Consider the following 14759-nt stretch of genomic DNA (forward strand, 5'->3'; position numbering starts at 1 on the left):
AGGACGGGACAGATCACATAAAAAAGCCCCGCCTGATCACTCAGGCGGGGCTTTCTTGTGGCGGCTGGAATCAGGCGAGAGGTTTGCTCTCGTGCTCTGCTTCCTGTGCTGCGGCAGCAGCTGCTGCCGCGGCTTCAGCTTCCTTGCGACGACGGCGCACTTCACGTGGGTCGTTCGGTGCACGGCCGTTTTCGGTCAGGGCGCTGACCGGTGCGGCTTCAACCACAGGGGCAGCCACTTCGGCAGCTACCGGCGCCTCAACCACTGCTGCAGGTTCTACGACCGGAGCAGGCTGAACCACTGGGGCTGGCTCGGCAGCCACGACTTCGGCAACCGGTTCCGACGCTTCTTCTACCGCAGGGGCAGGCGTTGGCGCTTCAACCGGAGCAGTTGGCTCGGCAGTCCATTGGAAGGCGGTCTGTTCTTCGCGAACTTCTCGTACTTCCGGAGCCGCTTCAACAACTGGAGCTTCAACAGCAGCCTCGACCACTGGCTCAGGCTCAGCTACAGGTGTCGGCTCAACAGCCGCCACTTCTGCTTCTGGCTGGGCTTCAGGAGCCTGGGCAACTTCCACTTCCGGAACAACCGGAGCTTCGATTGGGGTAGTGGCTTCGACTACTGGTGCTTCTACGACAGGTGCTTCAGCAACAGGTGCTTCAACAACCGGCGCTTCAACCACTGAGGTCTGGGCAGCAGGTGCTTCAACAACGGCAGTTTCTTCAACAGCAGCAGTTGCGCGTTCAGCCTGTTCGTGAGCCTGGGCTTCAGCAGGTGCGCTGATGACCGAGCTGGCCACGGCGGCAGTCACGGCCAGGCCGGCAGCCAGTTCGGCGCCCGTCGGCTCGCTGGTAGCGGCTTCGGCGTTCTCGCCGGCTTCTTCCGAGCCTTCGATCACATTGCCATTGGCATCGCGTTGACGCTCACGACGGTTGCTGCGACGACGCTGGCCACGGGAGCGGCGGCGTGGACGATCGCCTTCGGCGTTGTCCTGGCCGTCTTCCTGCAGTTGCTCTTCGCCGTTCAGGACTTCTTCTTCGCTGGCGGCAGCGGCTTGTTCGGCACGTGGTTGACGCTCTTCACGCGGTGGGCGTGGTTGGCGCTCCTCACGAGGCGCACGCTCTTCACGTGGCTGGCGAGCCGGGCGCTCTTCGGCGACAACCGCAGCACCGGCAGCGGCAGCGGCTGGCGCTGCGTCCAGCGGTTCGCGCAGTTCACGCACGCGTTCTTCACGCTCGCCACGTGGCTTGCGATCTTCACGCGGTGCACGTGGCGTGCGCGGTGCACGCTCTTCACGCGGTGCGCGTTCTTCGCGGGCTACGGTCGGGGTTTCTTCACGGGCTTCGCGAGGTGCACGCTCTTCACGTGGCGCGCGTTCTTCACGCGGTGCACGTTCTTCGCGTGGCTTGCGCTCTTCATCACGACGACCGTTGCGGTTACGGCTCTGCTGGCGGCCGTTGCGACGTTCTTCGTTGCGCGCCGGACGTTCGGTGGCCGGTTTTTCAACCACAACCGGAGCAGCAGGCTCTTCCTTGGTGGCGAACAGGCTGACCAGCGATTTCACCAGGCCTTTGAACAGGCTCGGCTCAGGCAGGGCGGCTGGAGCAGCAACCGGGGCAGCCGCTTCAGTCGGAACCGGTGCATTGGCACGCGCCGGTGCAGTCTTCACGGCAGCTTCCTGGCGAACCAGGGTGCGCGTCGCGGCAGCCGGCTGGACTTCTTCCACTTCGGCAGCGGCAGCCGCGATTTCGTAGCTGGACTGGTTGTTGTGGGCTTCCGGGCTGTCGTCACGCAGGCGCTGCACTTCGAAGTGCGGCGTTTCCAGGTGATCGTTCGGCAGGATCACGATACGGGCACGGGTGCGCAGTTCGATCTTGGTGATCGAGTTGCGTTTTTCATTGAGCAGGAATGCGGCGACCGGGATCGGCACCTGGGCGCGGACTTCGGCGGTGCGGTCTTTCAGGGCTTCTTCTTCGATCAGGCGCAGGATCGCCAGGGACAGCGATTCAACGTCACGGATGATGCCGGTGCCGTTGCAGCGCGGGCAGACGATGCCGCTGCTTTCGCCCAGGGACGGACGCAGGCGCTGACGGGACATTTCCAGCAGGCCGAAGCGCGAGATGCGGCCGACCTGTACGCGGGCGCGGTCAGCTTCCAGGCATTCGCGGACTTTCTCTTCCACGGCGCGCTGGTTCTTGGCGGGGGTCATGTCGATGAAGTCGATCACGATCAGGCCGCCGATATCACGCAGGCGCAACTGGCGGGCGATTTCTTCAGCCGCTTCCAGGTTGGTCTGCAGGGCGGTTTCTTCGATGTCGCTACCTTTCGTGGCGCGCGCCGAGTTGATGTCGATGGACACCAGGGCTTCGGTCGGGTCGATCACGATGGAGCCGCCGGAAGGCAGTTCGACCACGCGCTGGAAGGCGGTCTCGATCTGGCTTTCGATCTGGAAACGGTTGAACAGCGGCACGCTGTCTTCGTACAGCTTGATCTTGCTGGCGTACTGCGGCATCACCTGGCGGATGAAGGTCAGGGCTTCGTCCTGGGCTTCAACGCTGTCGATCAGCACTTCGCCGATGTCCTGGCGCAGGTAATCGCGGATGGCGCGGATGATCACGTTGCTTTCCTGGTAGATCAGGAACGGCGCGGAACGATCCAGGGACGCTTCTTTGATGGCGGTCCACAGTTGCAGCAGGTAGTCGAGGTCCCACTGCATTTCTTCGCTGCTGCGGCCCAGGCCGGCAGTGCGCACGATCAGGCCCATGTCGGCCGGGGCGATCAGGCCGTTCAGCGCTTCACGCAGTTCGTTGCGCTCTTCGCCTTCGATGCGACGGGAAATGCCGCCGGCACGTGGGTTGTTCGGCATCAGGACCAGGTAACGGCCGGCCAGGCTGATGAAGGTGGTCAGGGCGGCGCCCTTGTTGCCACGTTCTTCTTTCTCGACCTGGACGATGACTTCCTGGCCTTCGCTCAGGACGTCCTTGATGTTCACGCGGCCTTCAGGAGCTTTCTTGAAGTATTCGCGGGAGATTTCCTTGAGGGGCAGGAAGCCGTGGCGCTCGGAGCCGAAGTCGACAAAGGCAGCCTCAAGGCTTGGTTCGATGCGAGTAATACGGCCTTTATAGATGTTGGCCTTCTTTTGCTCGCGTGCACCGGATTCGATGTCCAGGTCGTAGAGGCGTTGGCCATCTACCAGTGCAACACGCAACTCTTCGGGTTGAGTTGCGTTAATCAGCATTCTTTTCATGTTGTACCGTCGGTTTCCGGGCTGCCGGAAACGGCGTTCGGCACACACGACTTCTCACGGTCGGTGTCAGGTGCGTCAAGAGTGGTTGGCCACTCCAGTGTCCAGCAAACACCAGCCAATTGGGCCGGTATCGCGACGGACGCGTCCTGCTTGTTAGCGGTGGTGACAAAGGCACCACTTCAACAAAAGCTAAGGTCAGGAGGAGGAATCAACCGGCGACTGTGGACGAGATGAAGCGTCTAAATATAAGCCTAGTGCTACACGGTCCGACGGTTGTGCATCTCCACCCTACACGTATCCCTGATAATTCGGGTGCTGCCGCGCGCAGAATCCGCAGCGGGTTGGCATTTACCGTGTTCTCCAATGGGGAGTTCACGCTCATGGCTAAACAGGACTGGGTGTGGGCGATTGCGCTCTCACTCAGCTCTTAACAGGCGTTATTTCCGAAGCATTCGCCATGGTCTGGCTCAAGACTGACTGCACTTTGTGAACTGGCCGTAAATATCGGCGCAAAACGCGAGTATTCACTCTGCTTTCTGCACTCGCTTCAGGCCTCATGTCACCTGCGCTTGTTACAATCCCGAGTCTTCCAACGTGGCGAAAGCCCCGTAGGACGGCCTCGCGTCCTGATGAATTGCGATGGTCAGGGCCGGCAGTTTGCCGCAAGTCCTCTGGCCAGGCCGCTTTTGGCGGCGTTCGCGACTATAGCAGTAATGATTAAGTGCTTCAATTCCATAAAAAATTGTTATCATCGCCGCCATGACGACTACCGCCCCCCAGACCCCCAGCGTCCAGCTGCTTGAGGTCTCGCCGGAATATGCCGGCCAACGCATCGACAATTTTCTCCTGGCCAGGCTCAAAGGCGTGCCCAAGACCTTGATTTACCGCATCTTGCGAAAAGGTGAAGTGCGCGTGAACAAGGGCCGGATCAAGCCCGAGTACAAGCTGCAGGCGGGCGATATCGTCCGTGTGCCGCCGGTTCGCGTGCCGGAGCGTGACGAACCTGTGCCGTTGGCCCAGGGTTTGTTGCAGCGCCTGGAAGCCTCGATTGTCTTCGAAGACAACAAGCTGATCGTGATCAACAAGCCGTGTGGCATTGCGGTCCACGGTGGCAGCGGCCTGAATTTCGGGGTCATCGAAGCCTTTCGTCAGTTGCGCCCGGATGCCAAGGAACTGGAACTGGTTCATCGCCTGGACCGTGACACCTCCGGCCTGCTGATGATCGCCAAGAAACGCAGCATGTTGCGTCACTTGCACACCGCCCTGCGGGGTGACGGTGTGGACAAGCGCTATATGGCGCTGGTGCGCGGCCACTGGGCCAGCTCCCTCAAGAGCGTCCGGGCGCCGTTGCAGAAGAGCAATCTGCGCTCCGGCGAACGGATGGTCGAAGTGGACGAGGAGGGCAAGGAGGCGCTGACTCTGTTCAAGGTGCTACGCCGTTTCGGCGACTTCGCCACCATGGTCGAGGCCAAGCCGGTGACCGGGCGTACCCACCAGATTCGCGTGCATACCTTGCACGCGGGCCACTGTATTGCGGGTGACACCAAGTACGGGGACGAAGATTTCTCCAAGGAAATCCGCGACCTGGGCGGCAAGCGCCTGTTCCTGCACGCCTACATGCTGACCGTGCCGCTGCCGGACGGTGGCGAGCTGAAGTTGCAGGCGCCGGTCGACGAGATGTGGGCCCAGACCGTGGAGCGTTTGAGTGCCGCACCCTGACTACAAGCTGCTGATCTTTGATTGGGATGGCACGCTGGCTGACTCCATTGGCCGCATTGTCGAGTCCATGCACATGGCCTCGACCCGTTCCGGCTTTGCGCTGTGCAGCGACCTGGCGGTCAAGGGCATCATCGGCCTGGGCTTGCCTGAGGCAATACGCACGTTGTATCCGGAGATCGACGATCAAGAACTGATCGCGTTTCGCCAGCACTACGCCGATCATTATATTGCCTTGGAGGCGCAGCCTTCGCCGCTATTTGATGGCGTGCGGCAATCCCTCGAGACCTTTCGCGCCGAGGGCTATCACCTCGCCGTGGCGACCGGCAAGGCCCGGCGCGGGCTCGATCGTGTGCTCAAGGCCCATGGCTTTGAGGATTATTTCGATATCACCCGCGCTGCGGATGAAACTGCCAGCAAGCCTCACCCTCTGATGCTGGAGCAGATCCTGGCTCACTGTGGTGTAGCGCCGCGCCAGGCGTTGATGGTGGGTGATGCATCCTTTGACTTGATGATGGCGCGCAATGCCGGGATGGACAGTGTGGCCGTCAGCTATGGTGCCCAGTCGGCCGAGGCCTTGCAGCCCTACGAGCCGAGGCTGATGATTGATCATTTTTCTGAATTGCAGGCCTGGCTCGGTCAGGCCCGATAAGTCTTTGCTGGGGTTGATGGCATGAGTGACGAGTGGAAAGCGCCCGAAAAGGCCGAAAGCAGCGACGATAAAAGCTGGAAGCTGTTGGAGAAGACGCTGCTGGCCAGTGTTCAGGAGCAGCGTCGTTCAAGGCGTTGGGGTATTTTCTTCAAATTGCTGACCTTTGTTTACCTGCTCGCCATGCTGGCGCTGTTCAGTCCTTTGATGGACGTGGAAAAGAGCGCTACCCGTGGCAGTCACTACACTGCGCTGATCGAAGTGCGTGGGGTGATAGCCGACAAGGAGTCGGCCAGCGCCGACAACATTGTCAGCAGCCTGCGCGCTGCGTTCGAAGATCCCAAGGTCAAGGCCGTGATCCTGCGCATCAACAGCCCGGGCGGCAGCCCTGTGCAATCAGGCTACGTGTATGACGAGATTCGCCGCCTGCGCACGCTGCATCCGGATACCAAGCTGTACGCAGTGATCGCCGACCTGGGCGCCTCGGGGGCTTATTACATCGCCAGCGCCGCTGATCAGATCTACGCCGATAAGGCCAGTCTGGTCGGTTCCATTGGTGTGACGGCTGCCGGTTACGGCTTTGTCGGCACCATGGAGAAGCTGGGTGTGGAGCGTCGCACCTATACCTCGGGTGAGCACAAGGCGTTTCTGGACCCGTTTCAGCCGCAAAAAGCCGATGAAACCCAGTTCTGGCAGGGCGTGCTCGACACCACTCATCGTCAGTTCATTGCCAGTGTGAAGCAGGGGCGTGGTGATCGCCTGAAGGATAAGGACCATCCGGAGCTGTTCTCCGGGTTGGTGTGGTCTGGCGAGCAGGCATTGCCGCTGGGCTTGATCGATGGGTTGGGCAGTGCCAGTTCGGTGGCGCGGGATGTGGTGGGTGAGAAGGAGTTGGTAGATTTTACGGTTGAGGAATCACCGTTCGATCGGTTCTCCAAGAAGCTCGGTGCCAGTGTGGCGGAGAAGCTGGCCTTGTATATGGGCTTCCAGGGTCCGACTTTGCGCTGATACCTCCAGGTGTATGCAGCTTAAAATGTGGGAGGGGGCTTGCTCCCGATAGCGGTGTATCAGTCACTTTATTTGTAGCTGACCCACTGCAATCGGGAGCAAGCCCCCTCCCACAGTGGTTTTGTGGTGTTGTCAGGGGATCTGTACGCCTTCGGCCAGCAGCATGTCCACCAGTCGGATCAGCGGCAGGCCCACTAAGCTCGTCGCATCCGGCCCTTCTGTGCTCTGAAACAAACTCACGCCCAAACCCTCGGCTTTGAAGCTGCCTGCGCAATCATACGGCTGCTCGATCCGCAGGTAGCGTTCGATGCGCTCCGCGTCCAGGACACGCATGTGCACGGTAAACGGCACGCAATCCACCTGGCACTGCCCGGTTTGGCTGTTGAGCAGCGCCAGGCCGGTGAGGAAGCTGACGCGCTTGCCGCTGGCCGCCAGCAACTGTTCGCGAGCCTTCTCGAAGGTGTGCGGTTTGCCGATGATCTGGCCGTCAAGCGCGGCTACCTGGTCCGAACCGATGATCAGGTGCCCTGTGTGGGTAGTGGCGAGGGCGCGGGCCTTGTCTTCGGCCAGGCGCTTGACCAGCGCCACGGCGGACTCATTTGCGTGAGGGGTTTCGTCGATATCCGGCGAGCTGCAGATGAACGGCAGGTGCAGTCGGCTCAGCAATTCCCGGCGATAAACCGAGCTGGATGCGAGTAATAAAGGCAGCATGGACGTCTCCTCAAGGCAGTCGCCGATTCTAGCGGGGCGACCGGCTGACGCACAGGGCTGAATTTCCTTTGACATGGCTGGGTGCATCCCTATAATGCTGCGCCTATGTTGAATGACCCGATTCCACCTCACGTTGACCCGCGCAAATTGGCAGATCGTGGCACTTCCCTTCAAGGTGAATTGCCGCTGGCCGATTTGGAGAGACTCTGCGACCCGCTTTCCGACACTGTCGGTACGGTGCAGGCCAAATTCGTTTTTGAACGAGATGAGCGTAAGGCTGTGGTAATCCACAGTTTTATCGACACCGAAGTCAAAATGGTTTGCCAGCGTTGTCTTGAGCTGGTCACCCTGCCGATCCACAGCGAGTGCAGTTATGCTGTGGTGAAGGAGGGTGCGAATACCCAGTCGTTGCCGAAAGGTTATGACGTGCTGGAACTGGGCGAAGATCCTTTGGATCTGCATGCACTGATCGAGGAGGAGCTTTTGCTCGCCTTGCCCATTGTGCCTGCTCATCATCCGGAAGAATGCCAGCAGCCGGCGGGCCTCGATGACGAGCCCGAACCGAGCGAGGACGAGGTAACGCGGTCCAACCCGTTCAGTGTATTGGCGCAGTTAAAGCGTGACCCAAACGTTTAGGAGTTAATCAATTATGGCTGTTCAGCAGAACAAAAAATCCCGCTCCGCCCGTGACATGCGCCGTTCGCACGACGCTCTCGAGGCAAGCACCCTGTCCGTAGAAAAGACCACCGGTGAAGTTCACCTGCGTCACCACGTATCGCCAGAAGGCGTTTACCGTGGCCGTAAAGTGATCGACAAGGGCGCTGACGAGTAATCACTTGTCTGCTCAAGTCATCGCGATTGACGCAATGGGCGGGGACTTCGGTCCCCGCAGCATTGTTCAGGCTTGCATTGCCAGCCTGTCTGCTACGCCCTCGCTGCACCTGACCCTCGTCGGTCAACCCTCCTTACTTGAAGAACTGATTGCTGGCCATCTGGCAGTGGATCGCGCGCGCCTGACGATTACGCCGGCCAGCGAAACCATCGGCATGGATGAAAAGCCTGCGACCGCCTTGCGTGGCAAACCTGATTCCTCGATGCGGGTGGCCCTGGAGCTGTTACGCGATGGCAAGGTGCAAGCCTGTGTCAGTGCGGGGAACACCGGGGCCTTGATGGCGTTGTCGCGCTATGTGCTCAAGACGCTGCCCGGTATTGATCGGCCGGCGATGGTGGCGGCAATTCCGACGCAGAAGGGCTATTGCCAGTTGCTGGACCTGGGCGCGAACGTCGATTGCAGCGCCGAGCACCTGTTCCAGTTCGCCGTGATGGGCGCGGTGGCCGCCGAAGCGCTGGGCGTGGCCCGGCCGCGGGTGGCCCTGCTGAACATTGGCACCGAAGACATCAAGGGCAACCAGCAGGTCAAGTTGGCGGCTACGTTGCTGCAGGGCGCGCGGGGCTTGAATTACATCGGCTTTGTCGAAGGTGATGGTTTGTACCGGGGCGAAGCGGATGTAGTGGTATGCGATGGGTTTGTTGGCAATATCCTGCTTAAATCCAGCGAAGGCCTGGCGACCATGATCGCCACGCGTATTGAAGCGTTGTTCAGGCGAAACCTGGCGTCGCGTGTGGTCGGCGCCCTGGCGTTGCCGTTGATGCGCCGCTTGCAGGCTGACCTGGCCCCGGCACGGCACAATGGCGCCAGCTTTCTCGGTTTGCAGGGCATCGTGGTGAAAAGCCATGGCTCGGCGGGGGTGGAAGGCTTTCAAAGTGCGATTGCGCGTGCGGTGATCGAAATCCAGGAAAACCTGCCGCAGCGTTTGCACGGCCGGCTTGAGGATTTGTTGTCTTAGGCGAATCGGCCCGGGAATGCTTAAATGTGACCGGCCAGTTCAATTGACCATCCAATCTGTCAGTTTCGTTCGCTCCCACCGTAGGAGCGACCATTTTTTGACGACCAGATCATTAGGGGCTTGTTACATGTCTACATCCCTCGCATTCGTCTTTCCAGGGCAGGGTTCGCAGTCCCTCGGCATGTTGGCCGAGCTGGGCGCGCAATATCCGCTGGTTCTGGAAACCTTCAAGGAAGCTTCCGATGCCCTGGGTTACGACCTGTGGGCACTGACCCAGCAAGGGCCGGAAGAGCAACTCAATCAAACCGACAAAACCCAGCCGGCCATCCTGACCGCTTCGATCGCCCTGTGGCGCTTGTGGTTGGCAGAAGGTGGCGCGCGCCCGGCATTCGTTGCCGGCCACAGCCTGGGTGAATACAGTGCATTGGTTGCCGCGGGCAGCTTGACCCTGGCCGAAGCGGTCAAGTTGGTCGAGCGTCGGGGGCAGTTGATGCAAGAAGCCGTTCCGGCCGGGCAGGGCGGCATGGCCGCGATCCTGGGCCTGGACGATGCTGTGGTGATCGAGGCTTGCGCCGAAGCCGCCCAGGGCGAAGTGGTCAGTGCGGTCAACTTCAACTCCCCGGGCCAGGTGGTGATCGCCGGCGCCAAGGCTGCCGTTGAGCGCGCCATCGAAGGTTGCAAGGCCCGTGGCGCCAAGCGTGCGCTACCCTTGCCGGTGAGCGTGCCGTCCCACTGCGAGCTGATGCGCCCGGCCGCCGAGCGTTTTGCCGAGTCCATCAATGCGATCGACTGGCAGGCGCCGCAGATTCCGCTGGTACAGAACGTCAGCGCCGCCGTGGCTGCCGACCTCGGCACCCTCAAGCGCGACCTGCTGGAGCAGCTCTATAAGCCTGTGCGTTGGGTTGAATCGGTCCAGGCTCTGGCTGCCAACGGCGCCACCGAGTTGGTCGAGTGTGGCCCGGGCAAAGTCCTGGCCGGCCTCAACAAGCGCTGTGCCGACGGCGTGTCGACTGCCAACCTGAATACCCCGGATGCCTTCGCTGCCGCGCGCGCGGCACTGGCCTGATCCCCACACTTAGGAGAAGCCTGCATGAGTCTGCAAGGTAAAGTTGCACTGGTCACCGGCGCAAGCCGTGGCATTGGCCAGGCGATCGCCCTGGAATTGGGCCGTCAGGGCGCGGTCGTGATCGGCACCGCCACTTCCGCTTCGGGCGCCGAGCGTATCGCCGCGACCCTGAAGGAAAACGGCGTTCAGGGCACTGGCCTTGAGCTGAACGTGACCAGCGATGAGTCCGTGGCTGCCGTACTGGCTGAAATCACTGCACAGTTCGGCGCTCCGTCGATCCTGGTAAACAACGCCGGCATCACCCGCGACAACCTGATGATGCGCATGAAAGACGACGAGTGGTACGACGTGGTCGACACCAACTTGAACAGTCTGTTTCGCTTGTCCAAGGGCGTTTTGCGCGGCATGACCAAGGCGCGTTGGGGCCGAATTATCAATATTGGCTCCGTAGTGGGTGCCATGGGCAACGCAGGCCAAGTAAACTATGCCTCCGCCAAGGCCGGCCTGGAAGGTTTCAGCCGTGCACTGGCGCGTGAGGTCGGTTCGCGGTCGATTACGGTCAACTCGGTGGCCCCTGGGTTCATCGACACCGATATGACCCGTGAACTGCCTGAGGCGCAGCGTGAAGCCTTGCTGACGCAGATTCCGCTGGGCCGTCTGGGCCAGGCTCAAGAGATCGCGAATGTGGTCTCTTTCCTGGCATCCGACGGTGCGGCATACGTGACTGGGGCTACAATCCCGGTGAACGGCGGGATGTACATGAGTTAAATTGTGACGGATCGCTTCAAAAAAATGTCATACGAGCTGTCTAAAATCCGTTATAAAGCTGCAACTTAATTTATAGGCAGGTGGCCGACTGGGTACAGGGTGAAGCTTTCAGTTGAAAAGCTGAAATGGCTTTCTATACACTTACCCACTGGCCAGCTGCCTGAATTTGTCCATTAGGAGTTAAACAAGGTATGAGCACCATCGAAGAGCGCGTCAAGAAAATCGTCGCCGAGCAACTGGGCGTTAAGGAAGAAGAAGTGGTCAACACTGCTTCCTTCGTAGAAGACCTGGGTGCCGATTCCCTTGACACCGTTGAGCTGGTGATGGCTCTGGAAGAGGAATTCGAGACCGAAATCCCGGACGAAGAAGCTGAAAAAATCACTACTGTTCAAGCTGCTATCGACTACGTTACTGCCCACCAGGCGTAATAGTTTGTAGTCGTCGCTTGCTGTCAGGGAAAAACCGCACTGCTGTAACGGCGTGCGGTTTTTTCTTTAGCTCTGATGAAAAGTAAGCGATGAAGCAAAAGTGTCGTCATTAGAAAAAGGAGAGTGCTGTGTCGCGTAGACGCGTCGTAGTCACCGGTATGGGTATGTTGTCGCCACTGGGCACGGATGTGCCGAGCAGTTGGCAGGGCATTCTGGCTGGCCGCAGTGGTATTGGTCTGATCGAACACACGGACCTTTCTGCCTATTCCACCCGTTTTGGCGGCTCGGTAAAGGGTTTCAATGTCGAGGAGTACCTCTCGGTCAAGGAATCCCGCAAGCTCGACCTGTTCATTCAATACGGCCTGGCAGCCGGTTTTCAGGCAGTGCGTAACGCCGGCCTGGAAGTCACCGACGCCAACCGTGACCGCATCGGCGTGGCCATGGGGTCGGGTATTGGCGGTTTGACCAATATCGAAGAAACCAGCCGCACATTGCACGATTCCGGCCCTCGTCGAATTTCACCGTTCTTCGTGCCGGGCTCGATCATCAATATGATTTCCGGTTTCCTGTCCATCCATCTGGGGGCACAGGGGCCTAACTACGCCATCGCCACGGCGTGCACCACCGGCACGCACTGCATCGGCATGGCGGCGCGCAACATCGCCTATGACGAAGCCGACGTGATGATCGCCGGCGGCGCCGAAATGGCGGCCTGCGGCCTGGGCATGGGCGGCTTTGGCGCGTCTCGCGCACTGTCGACCCGCAATGACGAACCGACCCGTGCCAGCCGTCCGTGGGACAAGGGCCGTGACGGTTTCGTACTGTCCGACGGCGCCGGTGCCCTGGTACTGGAAGAGCTGGAGCACGCCAAGGCGCGCGGTGCCACCATCTATGCCGAGCTGATCGGCTTCGGCATGAGCGGTGACGCCTACCACATGACCTCGCCACCGTCCGACGGTGCCGGTGCTGCCCGCTGCATCGCCAATGCCCTGCGTGACGCGAAGGTCAATGCCAACCAGGTGCAGTACATCAATGCCCATGGCACTTCGACTCCGACGGGTGACCTGGCGGAAGCCGAGGCGATCAAGTCGGTGTTTGGCGAACACGCCTACAAGCTGGCAGTCAGCTCGACCAAGTCCATGACCGGCCACCTGTTGGGTGCGGCGGGCGCGGTTGAGGCGATCTTCAGCGTAATGGCCATCAAGGATCAGGTCGCGCCGCCGACCATCAACCTCGATGAGCCGGACGAAGGTTGCGACCTGAACTTCGTGCCCCACGAAGCGCAACCCATGCCGATCGATGTGGCGATCTCCAACTCGTTCGGTTTTGGTGGCACCAACGGTTCCCTGGTGTTCCGCCGGTTCGCCGAGTGATGCACAGCTGGGTCGACGGTCAGCCAGCGGGCAGCGTGCCTCTGAAAGATCGCGGCCTGGCGTATGGCGACGGGCTGTTCGAGACCATCGCCGTCAGGGCCGGTCAACCTGCGTTGCTCGACCGCCACCTGCAACGCCTGGATGAGGGGTGCAGGCGGTTGGCGCTGGTTGCGGATCAGTCACTGATCCGCAGCGAAGTGCTGGCGTATGCCGCCGCCCTCGGCGACGGCGTTCTCAAGTTGATCCTTACCCGCGGCGACAGCCTGCGCGGTTACGGCATCAACCCTGGTGCTCCCGTGCGCCGTATCTTGCAGGGCAGTCCGCCCGCATCCTATCCCCCGGCCCATGGACTTGAAGGTGTCCGCCTGTTTCCGTGCGCCACCCGCTTGGCCGAACAGCCATTACTGGCAGGGCTCAAGCACCTCAACCGCCTGGAGCAGGTGATCGCTCGCGCCGAGTGGCAGGACGCCGAGCATGCCGAAGGTTTGATGCTGGATATGTCCGGTCGCGTGATCGAAGGCGTGTTCAGCAACCTGTTCCTGGTATGCGACGGCGGGTTGCTGACCGCTGATCTGAATCGTTGCGGGGTTGCCGGGGTCATGCGCGCTGAGGTTTTGGCCCAGGCGCAGGTACTGGGCCTCCCGGTTACCGTGGCCGACATCAGCCTGGAGCAGTTGCGGCAGGCTGACGAAGTGTTTGTGTGCAACAGCGTTTATGGCATTTGGCCGGTGCGTGGCTGCGCTGCGATGAGCTGGTCGGTTGGGCCGCTCACCCGTAAACTGCAGGGCATTGTTCGCGCACTATTGGATATTTGAGTTGATACGAAAACTGCTTTTATTGCTGCTGATAGGCTTGGTCTCGGCAGGCATTGTGCTGGGCTTTTCGGCCTGGAAGCTCGATTCTGCCCTGAAACAACCCCTGAAGCTGAGCCAGGAGCAATTGCTGGATGTACCGGCCGGGGCAACCCCGACGGGCACCTTCAATCGCCTGGAGGCCGAGGGTGTGCTTGACGGTGCCTTCTGGCTGCGCCTGTACTGGCGTTTCAACCTTGACGGCCAGCCACTGCACAGCGGCGAATACCGCATGACCCCTGGCCTGACTGCTGAAGGCTTGATCGGTCTATGGCAGCGTGGCGAAGTGGTGCAATACAGCCTGACGCTGGTCGAAGGCTGGAATTTCCGCCAGGTGCGTGCGGCGTTGGCCAAGCACGAAAAAATTGTGCAGACCCTGTCCGGCCTGAGCGACAAGGAAGTGATGGAAAAACTCGGCCACCCGGACGTGTTTCCAGAAGGGCGCTTCTTCCCGGACACCTATCGCTTCGTGCGCGGCATGACCGACGTCGAATTCCTGAAAAAAGCCTACAACCGCCTGGACGATGTACTCGCCCAGGAGTGGAGCAAGCGGGCTGCCGATGCACCTTACACCGATCCCTATCAAGCGCTGATCATGGCCTCGCTGGTGGAGAAAGAGACCGGGGTGCCGGAGGAGCGGGGGCAGATTGCCGGGGTGTTCGTGCGGCGCATGAAGATGGGCATGCTGCTGCAGACCGACCCGACGGTGATCTACGGCCTGGGCGAACGCTACACCGGCAAGCTGACGCGGGCGCATCTCAAGGAGGCCAACCCGTACAACACCTACATGGTCGCCGGCCTGCCGCCGACGCCGATCGCCATGGTCGGCCGCGAGGCCATCCACGCGGCGTTGAACCCGGTGCCGGGTAGCAGCCTGTATTTTGTTGCGCGTGGCGATGGCAGCCATATTTTTTCCGATGACCTGGATGCGCATAATGCGGCCGTGCGTGAGTTTCAACTCAAGCGCCGTGCCGACTATCGCTCCAGCCCGGCGCCGGTGGTCAAGCCGCCGCAAGACACAACGCCACCGGCCGATGCGCCCACTGAGCCCGCGCCGGACACCGCCGCGCCGCAAAGCCTGCAATGACTCTGACTAAG

14 protein-coding genes are annotated in these 14759 nt (G+C 60.7%); 12 read left to right on the top strand and 2 right to left on the bottom strand.

What is annotated here, in order from left to right; all coding sequences use genetic code 11:
* Positions 1 to 70: 70 nt before the first annotated feature.
* Positions 71 to 3235, bottom strand: a complete 3165-nt coding sequence (gene rne, locus DK870_RS20500; RefSeq protein ID WP_178126886.1) for a ribonuclease E — start codon at positions 3233 to 3235, stop codon at positions 71 to 73.
* 768 nt (positions 3236 to 4003) lie between these two features.
* Here rne and rluC point away from each other — a divergent pair.
* The 3 genes from rluC to DK870_RS20515 are packed head-to-tail and all read left to right on the top strand — an operon-like array spanning position 4004 to position 6617.
* Positions 4004 to 4963 (top strand): 23S rRNA pseudouridine(955/2504/2580) synthase RluC, encoded by a 960-nt coding sequence (gene rluC, locus DK870_RS20505; RefSeq protein WP_060756312.1) that lies wholly within the window; start codon positions 4004 to 4006, stop codon positions 4961 to 4963.
* The gene (locus DK870_RS20510) at positions 4950 to 5612 is read left to right on the top strand and encodes an HAD-IA family hydrolase (RefSeq protein WP_161549526.1); all 663 of its coding nucleotides are present in this window, start codon (positions 4950 to 4952) and stop codon (positions 5610 to 5612) included. The genes rluC and DK870_RS20510 overlap by 14 nt, the downstream gene beginning before the upstream one ends.
* Positions 5613 to 5633: 21 nt before the next feature.
* Positions 5634 to 6617: a S49 family peptidase gene (locus DK870_RS20515; RefSeq protein WP_060756310.1), complete on the top strand. Its 984-nt coding sequence runs from the start codon at positions 5634 to 5636 to the stop codon at positions 6615 to 6617.
* Between the two features lie 132 nt (positions 6618 to 6749).
* On the opposite strand, the gene DK870_RS20520 is transcribed toward DK870_RS20515, so the two are convergent.
* A complete protein-coding gene (locus DK870_RS20520; RefSeq protein WP_060756309.1) occupies positions 6750 to 7328 on the bottom strand; it encodes a nucleoside triphosphate pyrophosphatase in 579 nt (192 codons plus the stop codon).
* A gap of 105 nt (positions 7329 to 7433) precedes the next feature.
* On the opposite strand from DK870_RS20520, the gene DK870_RS20525 reads away from it, so the two are divergent.
* From DK870_RS20525 to mltG, 9 genes are all read left to right on the top strand, one after another.
* On the top strand, positions 7434 to 7964 hold the full coding sequence (locus DK870_RS20525) for a YceD family protein (RefSeq protein ID WP_090369098.1): 531 nt from the start codon (positions 7434 to 7436) through the stop codon (positions 7962 to 7964).
* Positions 7965 to 7977: 13 nt separating this feature from the next.
* Positions 7978 to 8160 (top strand): 50S ribosomal protein L32, encoded by a 183-nt coding sequence (gene rpmF / locus DK870_RS20530; RefSeq protein ID WP_003179396.1) that lies wholly within the window; start codon positions 7978 to 7980, stop codon positions 8158 to 8160.
* A 4-nt stretch (positions 8161 to 8164) separates the two neighbouring features.
* Positions 8165 to 9175, top strand: coding sequence for a phosphate acyltransferase PlsX (plsX, locus tag DK870_RS20535; RefSeq protein WP_161549527.1), 1011 nt, complete (start codon positions 8165 to 8167; stop codon positions 9173 to 9175).
* A gap of 127 nt (positions 9176 to 9302) precedes the next feature.
* The gene (gene fabD / locus DK870_RS20540; RefSeq protein WP_060756306.1) at positions 9303 to 10241 is read left to right on the top strand and encodes an ACP S-malonyltransferase; all 939 of its coding nucleotides are present in this window, start codon (positions 9303 to 9305) and stop codon (positions 10239 to 10241) included.
* A gap of 24 nt (positions 10242 to 10265) precedes the next feature.
* Entirely contained in the window at positions 10266 to 11009 is a 744-nt protein-coding gene (gene fabG / locus DK870_RS20545) for a 3-oxoacyl-ACP reductase FabG (RefSeq protein WP_060756305.1), read from the top strand.
* Between the two features lie 191 nt (positions 11010 to 11200).
* The gene (gene acpP, locus DK870_RS20550) at positions 11201 to 11437 is read left to right on the top strand and encodes an acyl carrier protein (RefSeq protein WP_007987170.1); all 237 of its coding nucleotides are present in this window, start codon (positions 11201 to 11203) and stop codon (positions 11435 to 11437) included.
* A gap of 128 nt (positions 11438 to 11565) precedes the next feature.
* Complete coding sequence (fabF, locus tag DK870_RS20555; RefSeq protein ID WP_060756304.1) at positions 11566 to 12810, top strand: beta-ketoacyl-ACP synthase II; 1245 nt, start codon at positions 11566 to 11568, stop codon at positions 12808 to 12810.
* Positions 12810 to 13625, top strand: coding sequence for an aminodeoxychorismate lyase (gene pabC, locus DK870_RS20560; protein ID WP_104994594.1), 816 nt, complete (start codon positions 12810 to 12812; stop codon positions 13623 to 13625). Before fabF ends, pabC begins: the two co-directional genes overlap by 1 nt.
* A 1-nt stretch (position 13626) precedes the next feature.
* A complete protein-coding gene (gene mltG, locus DK870_RS20565) occupies positions 13627 to 14748 on the top strand; it encodes an endolytic transglycosylase MltG (protein WP_060756302.1) in 1122 nt (373 codons plus the stop codon).
* Positions 14749 to 14759 lie beyond the last annotated feature (11 nt).

The sequence above is a fragment of the Pseudomonas sp. Q1 genome (assembly GCF_009935975.1).
Lineage (GTDB): Bacteria > Pseudomonadota > Gammaproteobacteria > Pseudomonadales > Pseudomonadaceae > Aquipseudomonas > Aquipseudomonas palleroniana.